This window comes from Neochlamydia sp. AcF65 (genome assembly GCF_018342435.1).
Lineage (GTDB): Bacteria > Chlamydiota > Chlamydiia > Chlamydiales > Parachlamydiaceae > Neochlamydia.
This window is the reverse complement of sequence record NZ_JAEMUE010000044.1, coordinates 85491-99487: the sequence shown is the minus strand read 5'-3', so window position 1 is coordinate 99487 and position 13997 is coordinate 85491. Positions and strand designations below refer to the sequence as shown.

The following is a 13997-nucleotide window of genomic DNA, read 5'->3' as shown; positions in this document are numbered from 1 at the left end:
TGATAATAGCGTTCGCCTTTCGCTCCTTTTCCTGCCGATAAACTCTGCCAATCTTTTGGCTTAATTTCTGCAAGAAAGTGGCTGACTGGACTTCGATCAAAATCTACGCTCACATAGTAAATAAGTTATTTTGCATTAACTGCTTGGATCGTTAAAGACTGAGATTAATAGGCAAAGAAAAAGAAACAGAGATTACCAAATAAGTTTTAAGCTTTCTTGATCTTTTTAAGCTTGCTTAAAATACAGAGAGTAAGGCAATATAGCGCTACATTCTGCACCGGTAGCTCAATCGGATAGAGTACCCGGCTACGAACCGGGCGGTTAGAGGTTCAAATCCTCTCCGGTGCAATGATTATCCATACAATTGTATCAGGTCCTTTTCAAACGAATGCTTATGTCATTAGCTGCCCTGCCACTTTGCAAGCAGCAATCATCGATCCTGCTCCAGGAAGCGCATCGGCAATTATAGATTATCTCACTAAAAATCACTTACTTACTTCCAAAATCCTTTTAACTCATTCACACTGGGATCATATTGCTGATGTGGCGCCCCTTAAAAATAAATATAAGATTCCTGTTTATGTCCATTTATTGGATGCAAAGAATGTAGAAAATCCTGGAAGTGATGGCTTGCCATGTTGGATTGATATAGAGGGGACTGAACCTGAGCATTATGTGAAAGCAGGTGAGAAGGTTGCTGTAGGGAATGTTACTTTTGAAGTCATCGAAACTCCTGGTCATACTCCTGGTGGTGTTTGTTTTTATAGTCAAGAAGAGCAGCTGTTATTCTCAGGGGATACTTTATTTAAAGGTACGATTGGCAATTTATCTTTTCCCACGGCACGACCTTCCCTTATGTGGGATTCCTTGTCAAAGCTTGCCAAGCTACCACCGGATACACGTGTATTTCCAGGCCATGGAGAGGCCACGACGATAGGTGCAGAAGAATGGCTAGAGAAGGCCGAAGAGTTTTTTGGAAATTAAGGATAAAGATAAAAAAAGGAGTTTACGATGGGTGTGTTAGTGGGTAAGCAAGCCCCCGAATTTAGGGCAAAAGCGGTTGTAGAAGGGCGAATTATCAACAATTTCTCATTGGTTGATTTTTTAGGTAAAAATGTCGTTTTTTTCTTCTATCCTTTAGACTTTACTTTTGTGTGTCCTACAGAATTACATGCCTTTCAAGAAAAAATAAAAGAGTTTGAAAAAAGGGATACTCAGTTGGTTGCTTGCTCGGTAGATAGTCCCTATTGCCATGCGGCTTGGCTAAATACTCCTAAATCAAAAGGAGGCATTCAGGGCCTAACTTATCCCATTGTGTCTGATATGAACCGTTGCATTGCCTGCGATTATGACGTGCTTATTCAGCATGAAGGTATTGCTTATCGAGGGCTTTTTATTATAGATAAAAAAGGTATTGTACGTCATCAGGTTGTCAATGATTTGCCACTAGGCCGTAATGTCGAAGAAGTTCTGCGGATGCTAGATGCCTTAGTCTTTATCGAAGAGAATGGCGAAGTTTGTCCTGCTAATTGGCAAAAAGGTAGTAGGACGATGAAGCCTACTAGCGAAGGCCTCGAGCACTACTTTACCCCCGTTTAAAATTACAGCGCATGATACATATTTAACTAGCAAGTGTACCGCTGGCTTTAGTTTTTAATGTTATAATTGAAGGCCATAAACCTAATTATTCCTTACCTGGGATATGAAGCTTAATAATTTGCTTGAGCTCCTAGTCAACAGATTTTTAGGTTTTCATTTAATATTTTTAAGGTTCATATCTAGCCATTTAACCTTTGTAAGCTCTTGATCTTTTATCTTTTGGGTTTTTTTCTTATGGGGGGGTGTTTTTTTTACCCTTCCCTTTAATGGATTACCAAACACTTTTTTTGAAAATTTTTCTGAGGATAAATAAAGTTTTTTAGATGTGCTTTCCTGCAAAATGCCTGTAAACATTTGTAAATAAATAGTGAATAATTAAAATTTATTTTATTCTTCTTTTCTCTAAGAAATCAATCAACGACAGCATGCAAAAATCCTTTCACCATATGTTCTTTTATGCAATATATAAGAAAAAAGAAGGGGAAATGCTAAAGACCTAGCAAAAATTAAGTAGGGGCCACGCTTAAAAGTTTGATTGCCAGCTAGCATGGTCGGGCATTGTGAGAGGATAGATCGAATGGCAGCATATACAATATACATTTAACTTAATTAACAAGTGTTTACAAAATATGAAAAAACTCATTCAAGAAATTGCGCATTTTAAAAAGAACCTTAGCGAGGAGGGGCGCGCTCTTTTTGCTCGGTTGGCCCTCGGGCAAAAGCCAGAAGCACTTTTTATTGCATGCTCTGATAGTCGCCTAATGCCCAGTCTTTTTGCTTCTACTCATCCGGGAAATATATTTGTGTTAAGAAATATTGGAAATTTAATACCCCCGGCTTCTTCCTCACTTTGCGATAGCAGTGCTTCGGCAGTATTAGAGTTTTCTACATTTTCTCTTAACGTTTCTGATATTATTGTTTGTGGTCATTCTGAATGTGGAGCTATGCAAGCTCTAGCCCGAGGAGTCGATGGCCATACTTGCCCCCATCTTGGTTCCTGGCTAAAGCATGGAGAAGAAGCTTTAAATAAAGTGAGAGAAGGAATTAGCCTTAACCCTTCTTTATCCGAGCATAACCAAATCTCTCAAATTAATGTGCTTCAACAAATGCAACATGTTATCAGCTATCCTTTCATTCAAGAACGCCTGGAAAAAAAGCAGCTTCGAGTGCATGGATGGTGGTTTGATATCGCACAAGCGGATGTCTACTATTATAAGCAAGATCTCCATCAATTTGTTTTGATCGATGAAGAAGAAGCTAATCTAATGGTAGATAATTTAAGATAATTCATAATTTATTGTTTTTTCTATAAAATTTTGCTTCAAATTTTTAAACCCTACCGATAAAAAATTATAAAGCTAGAATAGCTAACTTGTGGGCTAAAGATGGGTGGAGGATGAAAATATTAAGCAGGGGACAAGGAAAAATTTTGCCAAATTCTTTGATCTCTGACCTGTATTATGGATAAACCTACTGGCCCTAACGCTTCAATGTTGCTCTTTAATTCTCGAACGCTTGGTGGCATAAGTAGCTTTTAGTATTAATATCCATAGCAAGCATTGATTTATGCAAAAGCCTCTAGGTGCTCTTGCATGTTTTAAGAAAAGATACTTAACTAGCTTGTTTAGGAAATAATTTATCAAGGGGTTAATCCTTGTTTAACTTCAAGGCCCCTTTCTTAGGAAAATGAGGAAGAGGAAAAACCTGTCCCACATTTATAAAGGTTACTATCCCAATAGCGGCAGACACTTTTAAGAGCATCTTCAATATTGAGTAAACGATTATATTTGGCGACCCGGTCTGTACGAGAAAGAGAGCCTGTTTTAATTTGCCCCGCATTTGTAGCCACGGCTATATCGGCTATTATGCTGTCTTCAGTTTCACCCGAACGATGAGAAATAATAGCAGCATAGCTATGGCTCTGCGCTAAGCGAATAGTTTCTAGCGTCTCAGTTAATGTGCCAATCTGGTTGGGTTTAATCAAAATGGAGTTAGCAACGTTTAAGTCAAAACCCCGCGACAGAAATTTAGGATTAGTCACAAAAATGTCATCTCCTACTAGCTGGACTTGATGTCCTAATTTTTTAGTAAGATGCTGCCAACCAAGCCAATCATTTTCGGCCAGTCCATCTTCAATTGAATCGATAGGGAACTTCTTCACCAAGTTTTCTAAATAATCTACGACTTCTTCGGCAGTTCGTTCCACAAAGGGTCTTTTTCTTTTTTGTTTCTTTTTCTCTTTATAAAGACCCGTAGATTCATCATAGAACTCAGAAGCTGCACAATCTAAGGCTAACGATACATCGATGCCAGGACGGTATCCTGCTTTTTCGATGGCTGAGACTATCAGTTCTAAAGCAATCTCATTGGATTCTAGATTAGGAGCAAAGCCTCCCTCATCACCTACCGCTGTAACATGGCCTTCTTCTTTAAGTATCCCTTTTAAAGTATGAAAAATTTCTGCTCCCCACCGTACAGCTTCATGAAAGGAAGGAGCTCCGGTAGGTCGAATCATAAATTCTTGAAAATCAAGCAGATTATCAGCATGAGCTCCGCCATTGAGAATGTTAATCATGGGGCAAGGAAGAATATGGGTATGAGCTCCACCGATGTAGCGATATAAGGGAAGTTTAGCATTAAGGGCTCCTGCTCGCGCTAAGGCTAAAGATGTTCCTAAAATTGCATTGGCTCCAAAACGGCTTTTATTCTCACAACCATCACTGGTGATCATCAGGCGATCTAGACGAGCCTGATCAAAGACATGTTCTCCTACTAGAATTTGAGCGAGAGGCCCATTAACATGCGTGATGGCTTTTTGCACACCTTTACCTGCAAAACGTCTGTTATCCCCATCTCTAAGCTCTAAGGCTTCATGCTGACCTGTCGATGCTCCTGAAGGTACTGAAGCTTCGGCGCTAATATCGCGATCGGTAGTAATCATGACTTTAAGGGTAGGATTACCGCGCGAATCTAAAATTTCTATAGCTTTTACTGAGCGAATATAGGACATGCTTTTACCTTCGAGTTAATTTTTTTTAAGATATAATCTAGGCGGTTTCTTATCAAGTAACTCTTCTTGAGGGATAAAATTTTAAAATTGCTTGCTCTCAAATGCCTAATTATACGCTGCTAAGCAGACTCTTCCTAAACCGTATCTATCAAAAAAAGGGCTTTTAAATCAAGAACAGCTAAGAGGCAGCTACGAAGGTCGGGGCAGAATTTCTTTACCATCGGCAAGAAGGCAGGGTGATGACCGTAAGAAAAGAAAGGCCTGCAATTACTGGTAAATCTTTTAGAATTTATTTGCATGCGAAAACAAGGAAAAGCTAACGGCGCAAGTGCTCTTGCGATAGAGCTTCTAGCAAATACTGATAAGAAGCAAACCGCAAGGGGGAAAGTTTTTCGTTTTCTACGGCTGCAATTACAGCACATTCTTTTTCATGGGTATGAGAACAATTGGGAAACTTGCACTGTTGTCCAATTTCTTCAATTTCAGGAAAGTATTGCTCGACTTCTTCTTTATTAAGATCCCATAAACCAAAACTTTTAATTCCCGGAGTATCTATACACCAGCCACCAAATTCTAAGGAAATAAGCTTTGCCATAGTAGTAGTATGAGAACCTTTCTTAGTCTTTTCAACTACTTTTCCTACTTTAAAATTGAGGCCTGTAATGGCATTAATAAGAGAGGATTTACCTACTCCTGATTGCCCTGAAAAAACTGAGGCTTTATTTTTCATTATGCTTTTTAGTTGATCTAATCCTTGCTCGGTAACAATACTAACAGGTATGACATGAATCTGCGCGACTTTATAAGCATGCAGAAAATCTTTATAAAGCTCTTGTTCAGCCAGGGGTGTAGCTGGATGATCGAGTAAATCAATCTTGTTGACGACTATTATAGGTTCCATACCACCTTTACGTGCGGCTATAATGTAACGATCGACAAGAAAAGGCTTAAGAGGTGGATTGACAACGGAAACAGTAATTAATACCTGATCTATGTTAGCAGCGATTAATTGCTCTTGGCGCCTTGAAAGATTGTCAGCGCGTGATAGAACAGAATAACGTTCTTCAACATGCGCGATAAGGCCTTCTTGAGCATCTGTTTTTTGAAATAATACCAAGTCTCCTACGGTAACAAGATTTTTAAATTGTGTTTTTTCTTTTTTCAACAGCCCACGCATAGAACAGGCATAGATTGCATGCTCATGCTCTACCATAATTCCTTGGGGAGTAATAGATAGAACCCTACCCCGTAGTAAATCTTCTTTGGCAAGTTTGATATTTTGATGGAGTTCCTTATTTTTTTGCCATTTATCTCTATCAGTTTTTTTATATTTAGAGCGATCTTTTGCAGAGGCTAGCTTACGCTCTTTCCGTGAATTTTTACGATCATCTTTATAATAATCGGCTTCAAGATCACAGCCCACCCATTTTTGAGGCATACGCGGTAGCTGATCTTTTTTAGGATGTTTCATAAAGGCTCCCTCTTTTGGCGCAAATTATAAAGTAAGAGCCCTGCTGCTACTGAAACATTAAGAGATTCCATTTCTCCAGACATAGGAATAGTGATCGATGAACCTATAGAAAAAGCTTCCTGAGAAGGTCCTTGAGCTTCATTGCTTAAAACTAAAAGGACTCCTGCCGAAGGCTTTACCTGCTCAAAAGGAACTCCATTAATATCGGCAACTAAACCTTGTAGGTTGTTTACTTTAATAATCTCTTGTAAGTCTTTCCAAGTACCTTGACGCATAGGAATTTTAAATACAGCTCCGCGAGAAGCACGCAGGGCTTTTTCATTAAAAGGATCGCAAGTTCCCTCAAGTAAAAAAATGCCTTCCCATCCTAAAGCTAGGGCCGAGCGAATAATGGTACCTAGATTGCCCGGATCATTGACACGATCCAAAGCCAAGAGGTATTTTTTTCCATAAAGATTAGAGAATTTAGGCATAGGAGCTTCAGCTAAAATGCCTTCAGAAGATTGAAGGCCTGATACTTTTTGAATAAGCGCAGGAGTCGCTAAAATAATTTTTTCGGCTTGCACATTTTTAGGTAAAAGATGGAGAGAAGAAGCTAAGATAGTTTTGAAAGTAAGCAAAGAATTGGCCTCAGCGATTAATTTGATCCCTTCAAGCACAAAGGCTTGATGATGCCAGCGATAATCATGATTTTGACGTAGCTTGACTAAATGTTTAACTAAAGGATGCTGAGGGCTAGAAAGTTCTTTCATAAAAATAAAGATTTATTACCTTGCGATAGCTAACTATAACTTTTTTTACTCCATCTTGCAATAGATGAATCGCGCCTCCTCTCCCTTCTCTTAAGTTCTTTATTTGGATTACCCTGCCTACTTTTATTCGTTGCCTTAAGCAATCTTTTAATTTACACTCAATGATAAGAGCTAAAAATAGAGATTAAAGCTTCCAAGTTGTTTATTTTAAGGTTGCAGAAGCTTTTCCAAAGCGATAAATATCTTGTTTAAATATCTTCTATTTCCATTGAAAGTTCTAAAGGATTTTAAAAGGAAGCTAAGGGATCAGAGGAGAGCTTCTGCTTTTAGCAAGATTGATAAGCTTCTTGTTTTTTTGAAGTTCATAACTGGCATACCGGAGTGCTTTACCATTTTGCTGAACCGCTGTAAGCACAATATGCTCAGCACTCTTAAAAATTTGGCTAGCATACTCAAGGGCCAAACCATTTTGCTTAAGAGCAACAAGCACAACATTCTCATTCTCCTTTAAAAGGGGGCCAATATACTCAAGGGCTAAGCCATTTTGCTCAAGGGCAGCAAGCACGACATCCTCATTGTTTTTAAGCTTTTCGCTAGCGTACTGTAGGGCCCAGCCATTCTGGCGCACAGCTTCAAGTACAATTTCTTTATTATCTTTAAGTTTTTCACTAGCATACTGCAGGGCCCAGCCGTTCTGCTGAACGGCGGCAATCACGATCTCCTTATTATTTTTAAACTCCTCGCTAACTTCTTGGAGCGTCGAGCCATGTTGCCGGACGGCAGCCAAGACCACTTGCTTATCATGTTGAAGCTCTTTGCTAGCATGCTCAAGTGCCCAGCCATCTTGCTGAACGGCGGCAAGCACCACGCTTTTATTGTTTTTGAGGTTTTCACTAGCATATTGAAGGGCCATGCCTTTTTGCTTGACAGCTGCGAGTACAATATCTTTATCATCTTTAAACTGTTTGTTGACATATTCGAGCGCCCAACCATTTTGCTTGACAATAGCAAGGAGAAGCTTTTTATTGTTCTTCGCCTTTTTATTGCTGCTTTGGGGAGCTGAACTCTTTCGTTCAACATTCGTTGTTATAGACTTTTTGTTACTGCTTCTAGAGCAAGTAAAATCCCAAATTCCTACGCTTATATTCCCTAGGATAGGGATCAATAAAATTATACATCGTTTAAAACTTTTAAGTCTGAGGTGAGCATGATAAGGGTTCTTAGGAAACTTTTGCTCTTGCTTAAAAGATAAAAGGATACATTTTTGGAAAATATCAACTAAATTAGTCACTGTGCTAACTAGAGGAATATAGTCTGCAACATTATCAATCGAACGGTAAGCTTGAGATAAATCATAGATTTTCATGGGAGCTTCCATATCAATTGGTTGTCTAACAAAGAAATTAATTTTAAATAAAAAATTATTTAAAACCTATAGAATTTATTTTATTTCCCTTTAAGGAAAGCTTGTGAAGCAAGGGAAAGTAGGCCTGCTTGTCCCCATGGTTTTAAGAGATTTTAGGCGGCCGAACTTTGATAAATATGCCTTTTTAAATAAGTACTAAAGGTGTTTATTTCCTAGTCAGCTTGGCTACTTTAATAAGCTCCTCGCTATTGCGCAACTTTGGGCTAGCATATTGAAGGGCCCAACCATTCTGTTGGACAGCAGCCTGCACAATATCTAGATTGTCTTTAAGTGCGGGACTAGCATATTGAAGGGCCCAGCCATTTTGTTGGATGGCAGCAAGCACGACATCCTTATCATTTTGCAGTTGTGGGCTAGCAAATTCAAGAGCGTAGCCATCTTGCTTAACTGCGGCAAGCACCACATCCTTATCGTTTTTAAGCTTTTCGCTCGCATAGCGAAGCCTTAGGGGCCTTTTTTTAACAGCAGCCAGCACAATGTCTTTATCGTTCCTAAGCTCTTCGCTAGCCTCTTCAAGGGTCCAGCCCTCGTTTTGAATGGCAGCAATGATCATCTTTTTATTTTTCTTTAGCCTGGAGCTGGCGTATTGAAGGGTCCAGCCGTTTTCTTCAATAGCAGCAAGCACAATCTTGGGATCATCTTTAAGCCTGGAGCTGGCGTATTGAAGGGCTCCGCCATTTTGGCGAAGAGCCGTAAGTACGACATCCCTATCATTCTGCAGCCTAGGGCTAGCAAACTCAAGGGCCCAGCCATTTTGCTCGGCTGCAGCAAGTACAATGTTTTTATCGTCCTTAAGTTCGCGGCTAGCATATTGAAGTGCTTCGCCATTTTGCTTAACGGCTGCCAGCACGATATCTTTATCTTTTTGGAGTTCTAAGCGAGCGCTCTTAAGAGCAAGGCCATCTTTCTTAACAAGAGCAAATAAAGCTTCTTTATCTTTTTGAAGAGCTGTATGATTAGGAGAAAAATTCTTATCTTGTTGCTTTTTATTAGCATCATTTCGATGCAGGAAGTCGATGATACCAATGGTGAGATTACCCAAAACAGGAATCAGCAAGGTTATGCACCTTCCAAAGCTTTTACGGCTAAGGTGGCTATAGTAATGGCTCTTTATTAAGCTTTCTTTTGATATGAAGGTCGCAATAATACATTTCTGGAAGAGATCGACTAAATTAGTGACCGTGCTGACAACAGGGATATAGTCACTGATATTATCTATCCTACTGCATGCCTGAGATAAATTGCTTATTCCCATTTTGTATCTCCTTGATCTCATTTAGATGTGAACCAAATTTAATTTCAGTTTGATTTAAATCCAACAAAAAAAGTAATTTTTTTTGTTCTGCTTAATTGGAGGCTGTCTTTTATTACTGAGATTTGAGGTAAAAAATATTTTTAGATGCTCAGTTTTATCTCTTGAATAAAACCACCTTTATAGAATTTTTAGATAAGCTCATGAAGAAAAATTATTAACCCAAGTTAACATACATAGCGCTTGACAACTCCAGAAAGTTATAGCCATACGCTCAACAGAACTAGCTTTACTTCAAGCTCTAACTGGGCATCCTTCCAAGGCATCTAACCTTATATTACTTCGACAAGGCCAGCTTGTTATGTTGCTAAATAACTATCACAACTCTTAATTGATGGACTCTATACTTGAGAAATTTATGATTTAATTTTTCTAGCCCTACTGCTGAGGGCTTAATGGTTTAAGCCATTTCATGCCTTCTGCACAAGCAGGCTTTAGAAAAAGGTAGGCAGCACGGAGATAAAGCGTGAAAATTGAATCATTATAAGCTTAAACTACAGATAGGCGATCTAGGTTGAAATATTTTAGCAAAGCCAATGGATGGTTTTAAAAAATCAAAGAGGAATACGACTCTACCTTGGGTGTTTCACCAAATAAAGCAAAAGAAAAAGCCCCCTTTATACTGAATGCCGGTGGCTTGAAATGTTTATATTACCGATACTAACAATCAAACAAATTTCTGCTTGCTGTCAAGGGGGCTATGATCAAAATAAAAATGCTCCTTTGAGCTCTAAAAGTTGCTATATCTGGTATAAAACCCCGGTGAATCGACTCCTCTACCCTTTAATTTTCTTTATTTAGCTCTGCCAAAAAGAGTGAGGGCTCCTCCTCCTACAATCATGGCTATCCCGCCAATAATATACCACATTGTATTGTCTGTATAGCGGCCCGTAACATCTTCTACGACCTTCTCTGTGAAAGCTTGAGAAGAATTGATGCCAAATAATAGAAGAGCAATTCCAACTGCTAAGCTAACCAAACCTAATATACGCATAAATTCTCCTGAGGTAAATAATTTAAAAATTAGCTAATTTTGTATGACTGATAAAAAAGCTTTTTGCGTAATCCATTCTACTATTTCAAGCTGTAAAGTTATTATAGCTGACTCCTATATTTTGTATAGTTTTTTTCTAGCTTTAAAAGACCCTTGCAAAAGCCTTTAGTTCAAATTCGGCCAATGTTTGGACTGCTGAAGCATTTTTATGCTTTCCTCAGGGGCTTGCAGATTATGCAAAATAGCGTTCTTTTCTGCTTCTTGCAATAAAAGGCCCATGCTTTTACCAGGCAAAACTCCTAAAGATTTAAGCATACTGGAAGTCACTAAAGGCTGTTTTTTTCTCGCGCGTTCAATATGAGGTTTCAAGCGTTCCTTCTTCTGTTCATGCTCTTGATAAAAAGCTTCTTCACTATCTTCAGATAGGCGGGCTGCGAAGATCTCTAGACATACTTGAGAGTATGAATGAGCGTAAAAGTGGACCCATTCAGGATCAGGAAGCCTTTGAGCTACGGATAAAAGTTGCTTTCCAGTCTGCACAAAAATAGCAAGCTTAGTCTCTTCCTTGCTGAGGCGCAAGTAACTGCAAAGGTTTTGCAGCTGTTGGGTATCAAAAGAGGGGAATAGCTCAAGGATATATAAAATAGTAGGAGTATAGGTAGGAAACCTTGAAAAAGGACTAAGATATTGACTTAAATCTTTTAGATTTAAGAGAGCAAGTGAAGGAAAAATAACTCCTAATAGACCCAAGCGGTGCATTTCCATCAAAGCATTTGCAAAATGAGGGTAACCAGCCATTTTTACAAATTCTTTCCATACTCTTTCTATAGCAACAGCTGGAAAAAGAGTGCTAGCCTTTTCTTGAATAGCCTGTTGGATGGCTTCATCTAACCGAAAATTAAAGCGGGCAGAAAAACGTATAGCTCTTAGCATACGTAAACGATCTTCGGAAAAACGCTCAAAAGGGTTTCCTACTGTGCGGATAAGACCTAATTCTAAATCTTTTCTTCCTTCCACGTAATCATAAATCTTTTCTTCCAAAGGGTCATAGAACATGCTATTGATAGTAAAGTCTCGACGTTTTACATCTTCTTCTTCATTGGATAGCTCAATGCTTTTTGGCTTTCTACCGTCGACATATTCTAAGTCTTTTCTGAAAGTAGACACTTCAAATTGATATCCCTCTAATATGACGATGACCACTCCAAAAGCTAAGCCTACTAAAAAGGTATGAGGGAAAAGTTTTAAAATCACCTCAGGGGGTGCATCTGTAGCAATATCTATATCAGCTGAAGGTTGGTTCATCAAATAGTCGCGTACCCAACCGCCGGCAAAATAAGCTTTGTACCCCGCTTGGTTTAACTTTTTTACAATATCTGTAGCTAATTTTTTAATCTGCATAGAATCATGTTACTAAAAAAAGCTATAAGGAGGCAAGAGATAGCAAGGCATTCTTGCAATCTATAAAACTAACGATCATCTTTATTTTGTTTTCTTTCTTCAAGCTACTTCAAGAATGCTTTTATCTTTTGATATCCTTCTCCTTGCTTGCTTATGAGTCATCCTTTATACTTGAGAAATTTAAGCGAGTAATAAGTATTATGCCTTCAAAAATTCGTGTTCTTGATGAACATACTATTAATAAGATCGCAGCAGGCGAAGTCATTGAAAGCCCAGCTTCTGTAGTAAAAGAATTAATGGAAAATTCTTTAGATGCAGGCGCTACAGAGATTTGCGTAGAGATTAAAGGAGGGGGACGCCAGCTTATCCGCGTGACTGACAATGGTGCAGGAATGCAGCAGGATGATGCCGTACTTTGCCTGGAACGCCATGCTACTTCTAAAATTAAAGAAGTAGAAGATATCCAGTCAATTTTCTCTATGGGATTTCGAGGAGAAGCTATTCCTTCAATTGCTTCTATTTCCAAATTCACTCTCTTGACTGCTCCACAAGAGGGAGGGGAAGGCACCCTTGTGATTGTGGAAGGAGGAAAGCTCATGCACTGTGGCACCGCTGCCCGTGCTCCTGGGACGACGATTGAAGTGAAGTCTCTTTTTTTTAATGTCCCTGTAAGAAGAAAATTTCAAAAATCTCCTGCCTATGAAGCTCAGGAAATTCACAAAATCATTACCCTACTTGCTCTTGGACATCCCCATGTTAAATTTCAATTGATCAACAATCAGATTAATGAAATCCAAACGGGAGGCTCTCCGGGCAAAGCTTTTTCCCATCAATTGAAGGAGAGAATTGCTGCATTAATGGGAGCCGAGTTTGTGACGAGCTGTTGTGAGGTAGAGATTACAAATGGTGATTATAGCTTGCATGGATATGTAGGAGCTCCTCATTATTCTCGTCAAAATCGTACCGGTCAATATCTTTTTATTAACAAGCGCGCTGTTTTTTCTCCCTTGATATCTGCAGTTGTGCGGGATGCCTATGGCACAAGTTTGCCGACTAATCGGCATCCTATTTTTGTGTTACATTTGAATGTGCCCGGTGAGACCGTGGATGTAAATGTCCACCCGCAAAAAAAAGAGGTCCGACTTCGTCAAGAAAATATATTAAGAGAATTAGTCCTTAAAGGAATCCAGCAAGCTATTCATAAAGGTAATGCAAATTTTTGCCGAGATCATCAGCCTATTCATGAAGATTTTAGTTCTCCGCCATCTACCTCCACCTTTATAATGCCTGCCGTTAAACCGGCTTTTTCCTTGCATCCTGTACAAGAGAGAGATTTAGCTAAAGAGTATCAGCCGCTGCCCCCTATGGCTAAGGTTCCCTTTAAAGAGGAACCTCAGCCTTCTTTCCATGTTCCTCTTACCCAAGAAAAACGTTCTTTTCCTCGTGTTTTGGCAACGATACCAGGTTATATTATTTTGGATGCTTACTCATTAGAAGCATGGAAACAGGTATCCTCTGATACACTTTGCTTAGTGGATCAGAAGACAGCACATGCTCGAGTGATTTTTGAAAATTTGCTGCAGGCACGCACTGGAAGTGCAGCTGTTCAATCTTTATTAATTCCTCATCATATCAATTTGCCTTCCTCGGAAGCAGCTGCGCTATCTACGAACCTAGATGATTTTGCGCGGATGGGAGTGCATATCCATGAAAGTGGGCCTCATAGCTTTATGATAGATGCTATCCCAGCTACATTCGGAAATATAGATCTTTCCAAATGGGTAGTAGACCTGTTAGATATGATGCACAACTTTCCGGAAGGTAAAATGAGGGATAAAGAAATGGAAAAACGCTTATCCGTAGCAGCAAGCCATGCTGCCGTCCATTACCGCAAGCGCTTGCAAACAGAAGAAGCTCAATCGCTAGTCAATCAATTGTTTGCAACCTCTATGCCTTTTTTTTGCCCTCAAGGAAAGTCTACTCTTGCTTTTATAAGCACCGAAGAGATATTTAGAAATTTTAAAGGGTAGTC

The 13997-nt window shown here is 39.2% G+C and carries 11 protein-coding genes and 1 tRNA gene; 5 read left to right on the top strand and 7 right to left on the bottom strand.

What is annotated here, in order from left to right:
• The first annotated feature begins 274 nt into the window (after positions 1 to 274).
• The 4 genes from NEOC65_RS05510 (at position 275) to NEOC65_RS05495 (ending at position 2885) form a co-directional block, all read left to right on the top strand.
• Positions 275 to 348, top strand: a tRNA-Arg gene (locus NEOC65_RS05510).
• Entirely contained in the window at positions 349 to 984 is a 636-nt protein-coding gene (locus NEOC65_RS05505; RefSeq protein WP_166157888.1) for an MBL fold metallo-hydrolase, read from the top strand.
• A gap of 27 nt (positions 985 to 1011) precedes the next feature.
• Positions 1012 to 1599 carry a peroxiredoxin gene (locus NEOC65_RS05500; RefSeq protein WP_213152610.1) on the top strand — a complete coding sequence of 196 codons (588 nt, stop codon included), beginning with the start codon at positions 1012 to 1014 and terminating at the stop codon, positions 1597 to 1599.
• Between the two features lie 629 nt (positions 1600 to 2228).
• Entirely contained in the window at positions 2229 to 2885 is a 657-nt protein-coding gene (locus NEOC65_RS05495) for a carbonic anhydrase (protein ID WP_166157882.1), read from the top strand.
• Between the two features lie 392 nt (positions 2886 to 3277).
• Here the strand turns inward: NEOC65_RS05495 and eno are convergent, their stop codons facing one another.
• The 7 genes from eno to NEOC65_RS05460 form a co-directional block, all read right to left on the bottom strand.
• Positions 3278 to 4609 (bottom strand): phosphopyruvate hydratase, encoded by a 1332-nt coding sequence (gene eno, locus NEOC65_RS05490; protein WP_213156005.1) that lies wholly within the window; start codon positions 4607 to 4609, stop codon positions 3278 to 3280.
• 316 nt (positions 4610 to 4925) lie between these two features.
• Positions 4926 to 6080, bottom strand: coding sequence for a ribosome small subunit-dependent GTPase A (rsgA, locus tag NEOC65_RS05485; protein WP_242678239.1), 1155 nt, complete (start codon positions 6078 to 6080; stop codon positions 4926 to 4928).
• On the bottom strand, positions 6077 to 6832 hold the full coding sequence (locus tag NEOC65_RS05480) for a TrmH family RNA methyltransferase (protein ID WP_166157876.1): 756 nt from the start codon (positions 6830 to 6832) through the stop codon (positions 6077 to 6079). The genes rsgA and NEOC65_RS05480 overlap by 4 nt, the downstream gene beginning before the upstream one ends.
• A gap of 298 nt (positions 6833 to 7130) precedes the next feature.
• Positions 7131 to 8198, bottom strand: a complete 1068-nt coding sequence (locus NEOC65_RS05475; protein ID WP_213156004.1) for a DUF4116 domain-containing protein — start codon at positions 8196 to 8198, stop codon at positions 7131 to 7133.
• Between the two features lie 205 nt (positions 8199 to 8403).
• A complete protein-coding gene (locus NEOC65_RS05470) occupies positions 8404 to 9513 on the bottom strand; it encodes a DUF4116 domain-containing protein (protein ID WP_213156003.1) in 1110 nt (369 codons plus the stop codon).
• An 850-nt stretch (positions 9514 to 10363) separates the two neighbouring features.
• Complete coding sequence (locus NEOC65_RS05465) at positions 10364 to 10564, bottom strand: DUF3185 family protein (protein ID WP_039383053.1); 201 nt, start codon at positions 10562 to 10564, stop codon at positions 10364 to 10366.
• A gap of 165 nt (positions 10565 to 10729) precedes the next feature.
• A complete protein-coding gene (locus tag NEOC65_RS05460; RefSeq protein WP_213156002.1) occupies positions 10730 to 11965 on the bottom strand; it encodes a CCA tRNA nucleotidyltransferase in 1236 nt (411 codons plus the stop codon).
• A gap of 200 nt (positions 11966 to 12165) precedes the next feature.
• Between NEOC65_RS05460 and mutL the strand changes: the two genes are divergently transcribed.
• The gene (gene mutL, locus NEOC65_RS05455) at positions 12166 to 13995 is read left to right on the top strand and encodes a DNA mismatch repair endonuclease MutL (protein WP_213152605.1); all 1830 of its coding nucleotides are present in this window, start codon (positions 12166 to 12168) and stop codon (positions 13993 to 13995) included.
• Positions 13996 to 13997 lie beyond the last annotated feature (2 nt).

Excerpts from the sequence above, each read along its gene's own strand:
- NEOC65_RS05475 (WP_213156004.1), bottom strand. The coding sequence starts at position 8,198 with ATGAAAATCTATGATTTATCTCAAGCTTACCGTTCGATTGATAATGTT.
- NEOC65_RS05495 (WP_166157882.1), top strand. The coding sequence starts at position 2,229 with ATGAAAAAACTCATTCAAGAAATTGCGCATTTTAAAAAGAACCTTAGC.
- NEOC65_RS05500 (WP_213152610.1), top strand. The coding sequence starts at position 1,012 with ATGGGTGTGTTAGTGGGTAAGCAAGCCCCCGAATTTAGGGCAAAAGCG.
- eno (WP_213156005.1), bottom strand. The coding sequence starts at position 4,609 with ATGTCCTATATTCGCTCAGTAAAAGCTATAGAAATTTTAGATTCGCGC.
- NEOC65_RS05480 (WP_166157876.1), bottom strand. The coding sequence starts at position 6,832 with ATGAAAGAACTTTCTAGCCCTCAGCATCCTTTAGTTAAACATTTAGTC.
- NEOC65_RS05465 (WP_039383053.1), bottom strand. The coding sequence starts at position 10,564 with ATGCGTATATTAGGTTTGGTTAGCTTAGCAGTTGGAATTGCTCTTCTA.
- rsgA (WP_242678239.1), bottom strand. The coding sequence starts at position 6,080 with ATGAAACATCCTAAAAAAGATCAGCTACCGCGTATGCCTCAAAAATGG.
- NEOC65_RS05505 (WP_166157888.1), top strand. The coding sequence starts at position 349 with ATGATTATCCATACAATTGTATCAGGTCCTTTTCAAACGAATGCTTAT.
- NEOC65_RS05470 (WP_213156003.1), bottom strand. The coding sequence starts at position 9,513 with ATGGGAATAAGCAATTTATCTCAGGCATGCAGTAGGATAGATAATATC.
- NEOC65_RS05460 (WP_213156002.1), bottom strand. The coding sequence starts at position 11,965 with ATGCAGATTAAAAAATTAGCTACAGATATTGTAAAAAAGTTAAACCAA.
- mutL (WP_213152605.1), top strand. The coding sequence starts at position 12,166 with ATGCCTTCAAAAATTCGTGTTCTTGATGAACATACTATTAATAAGATC.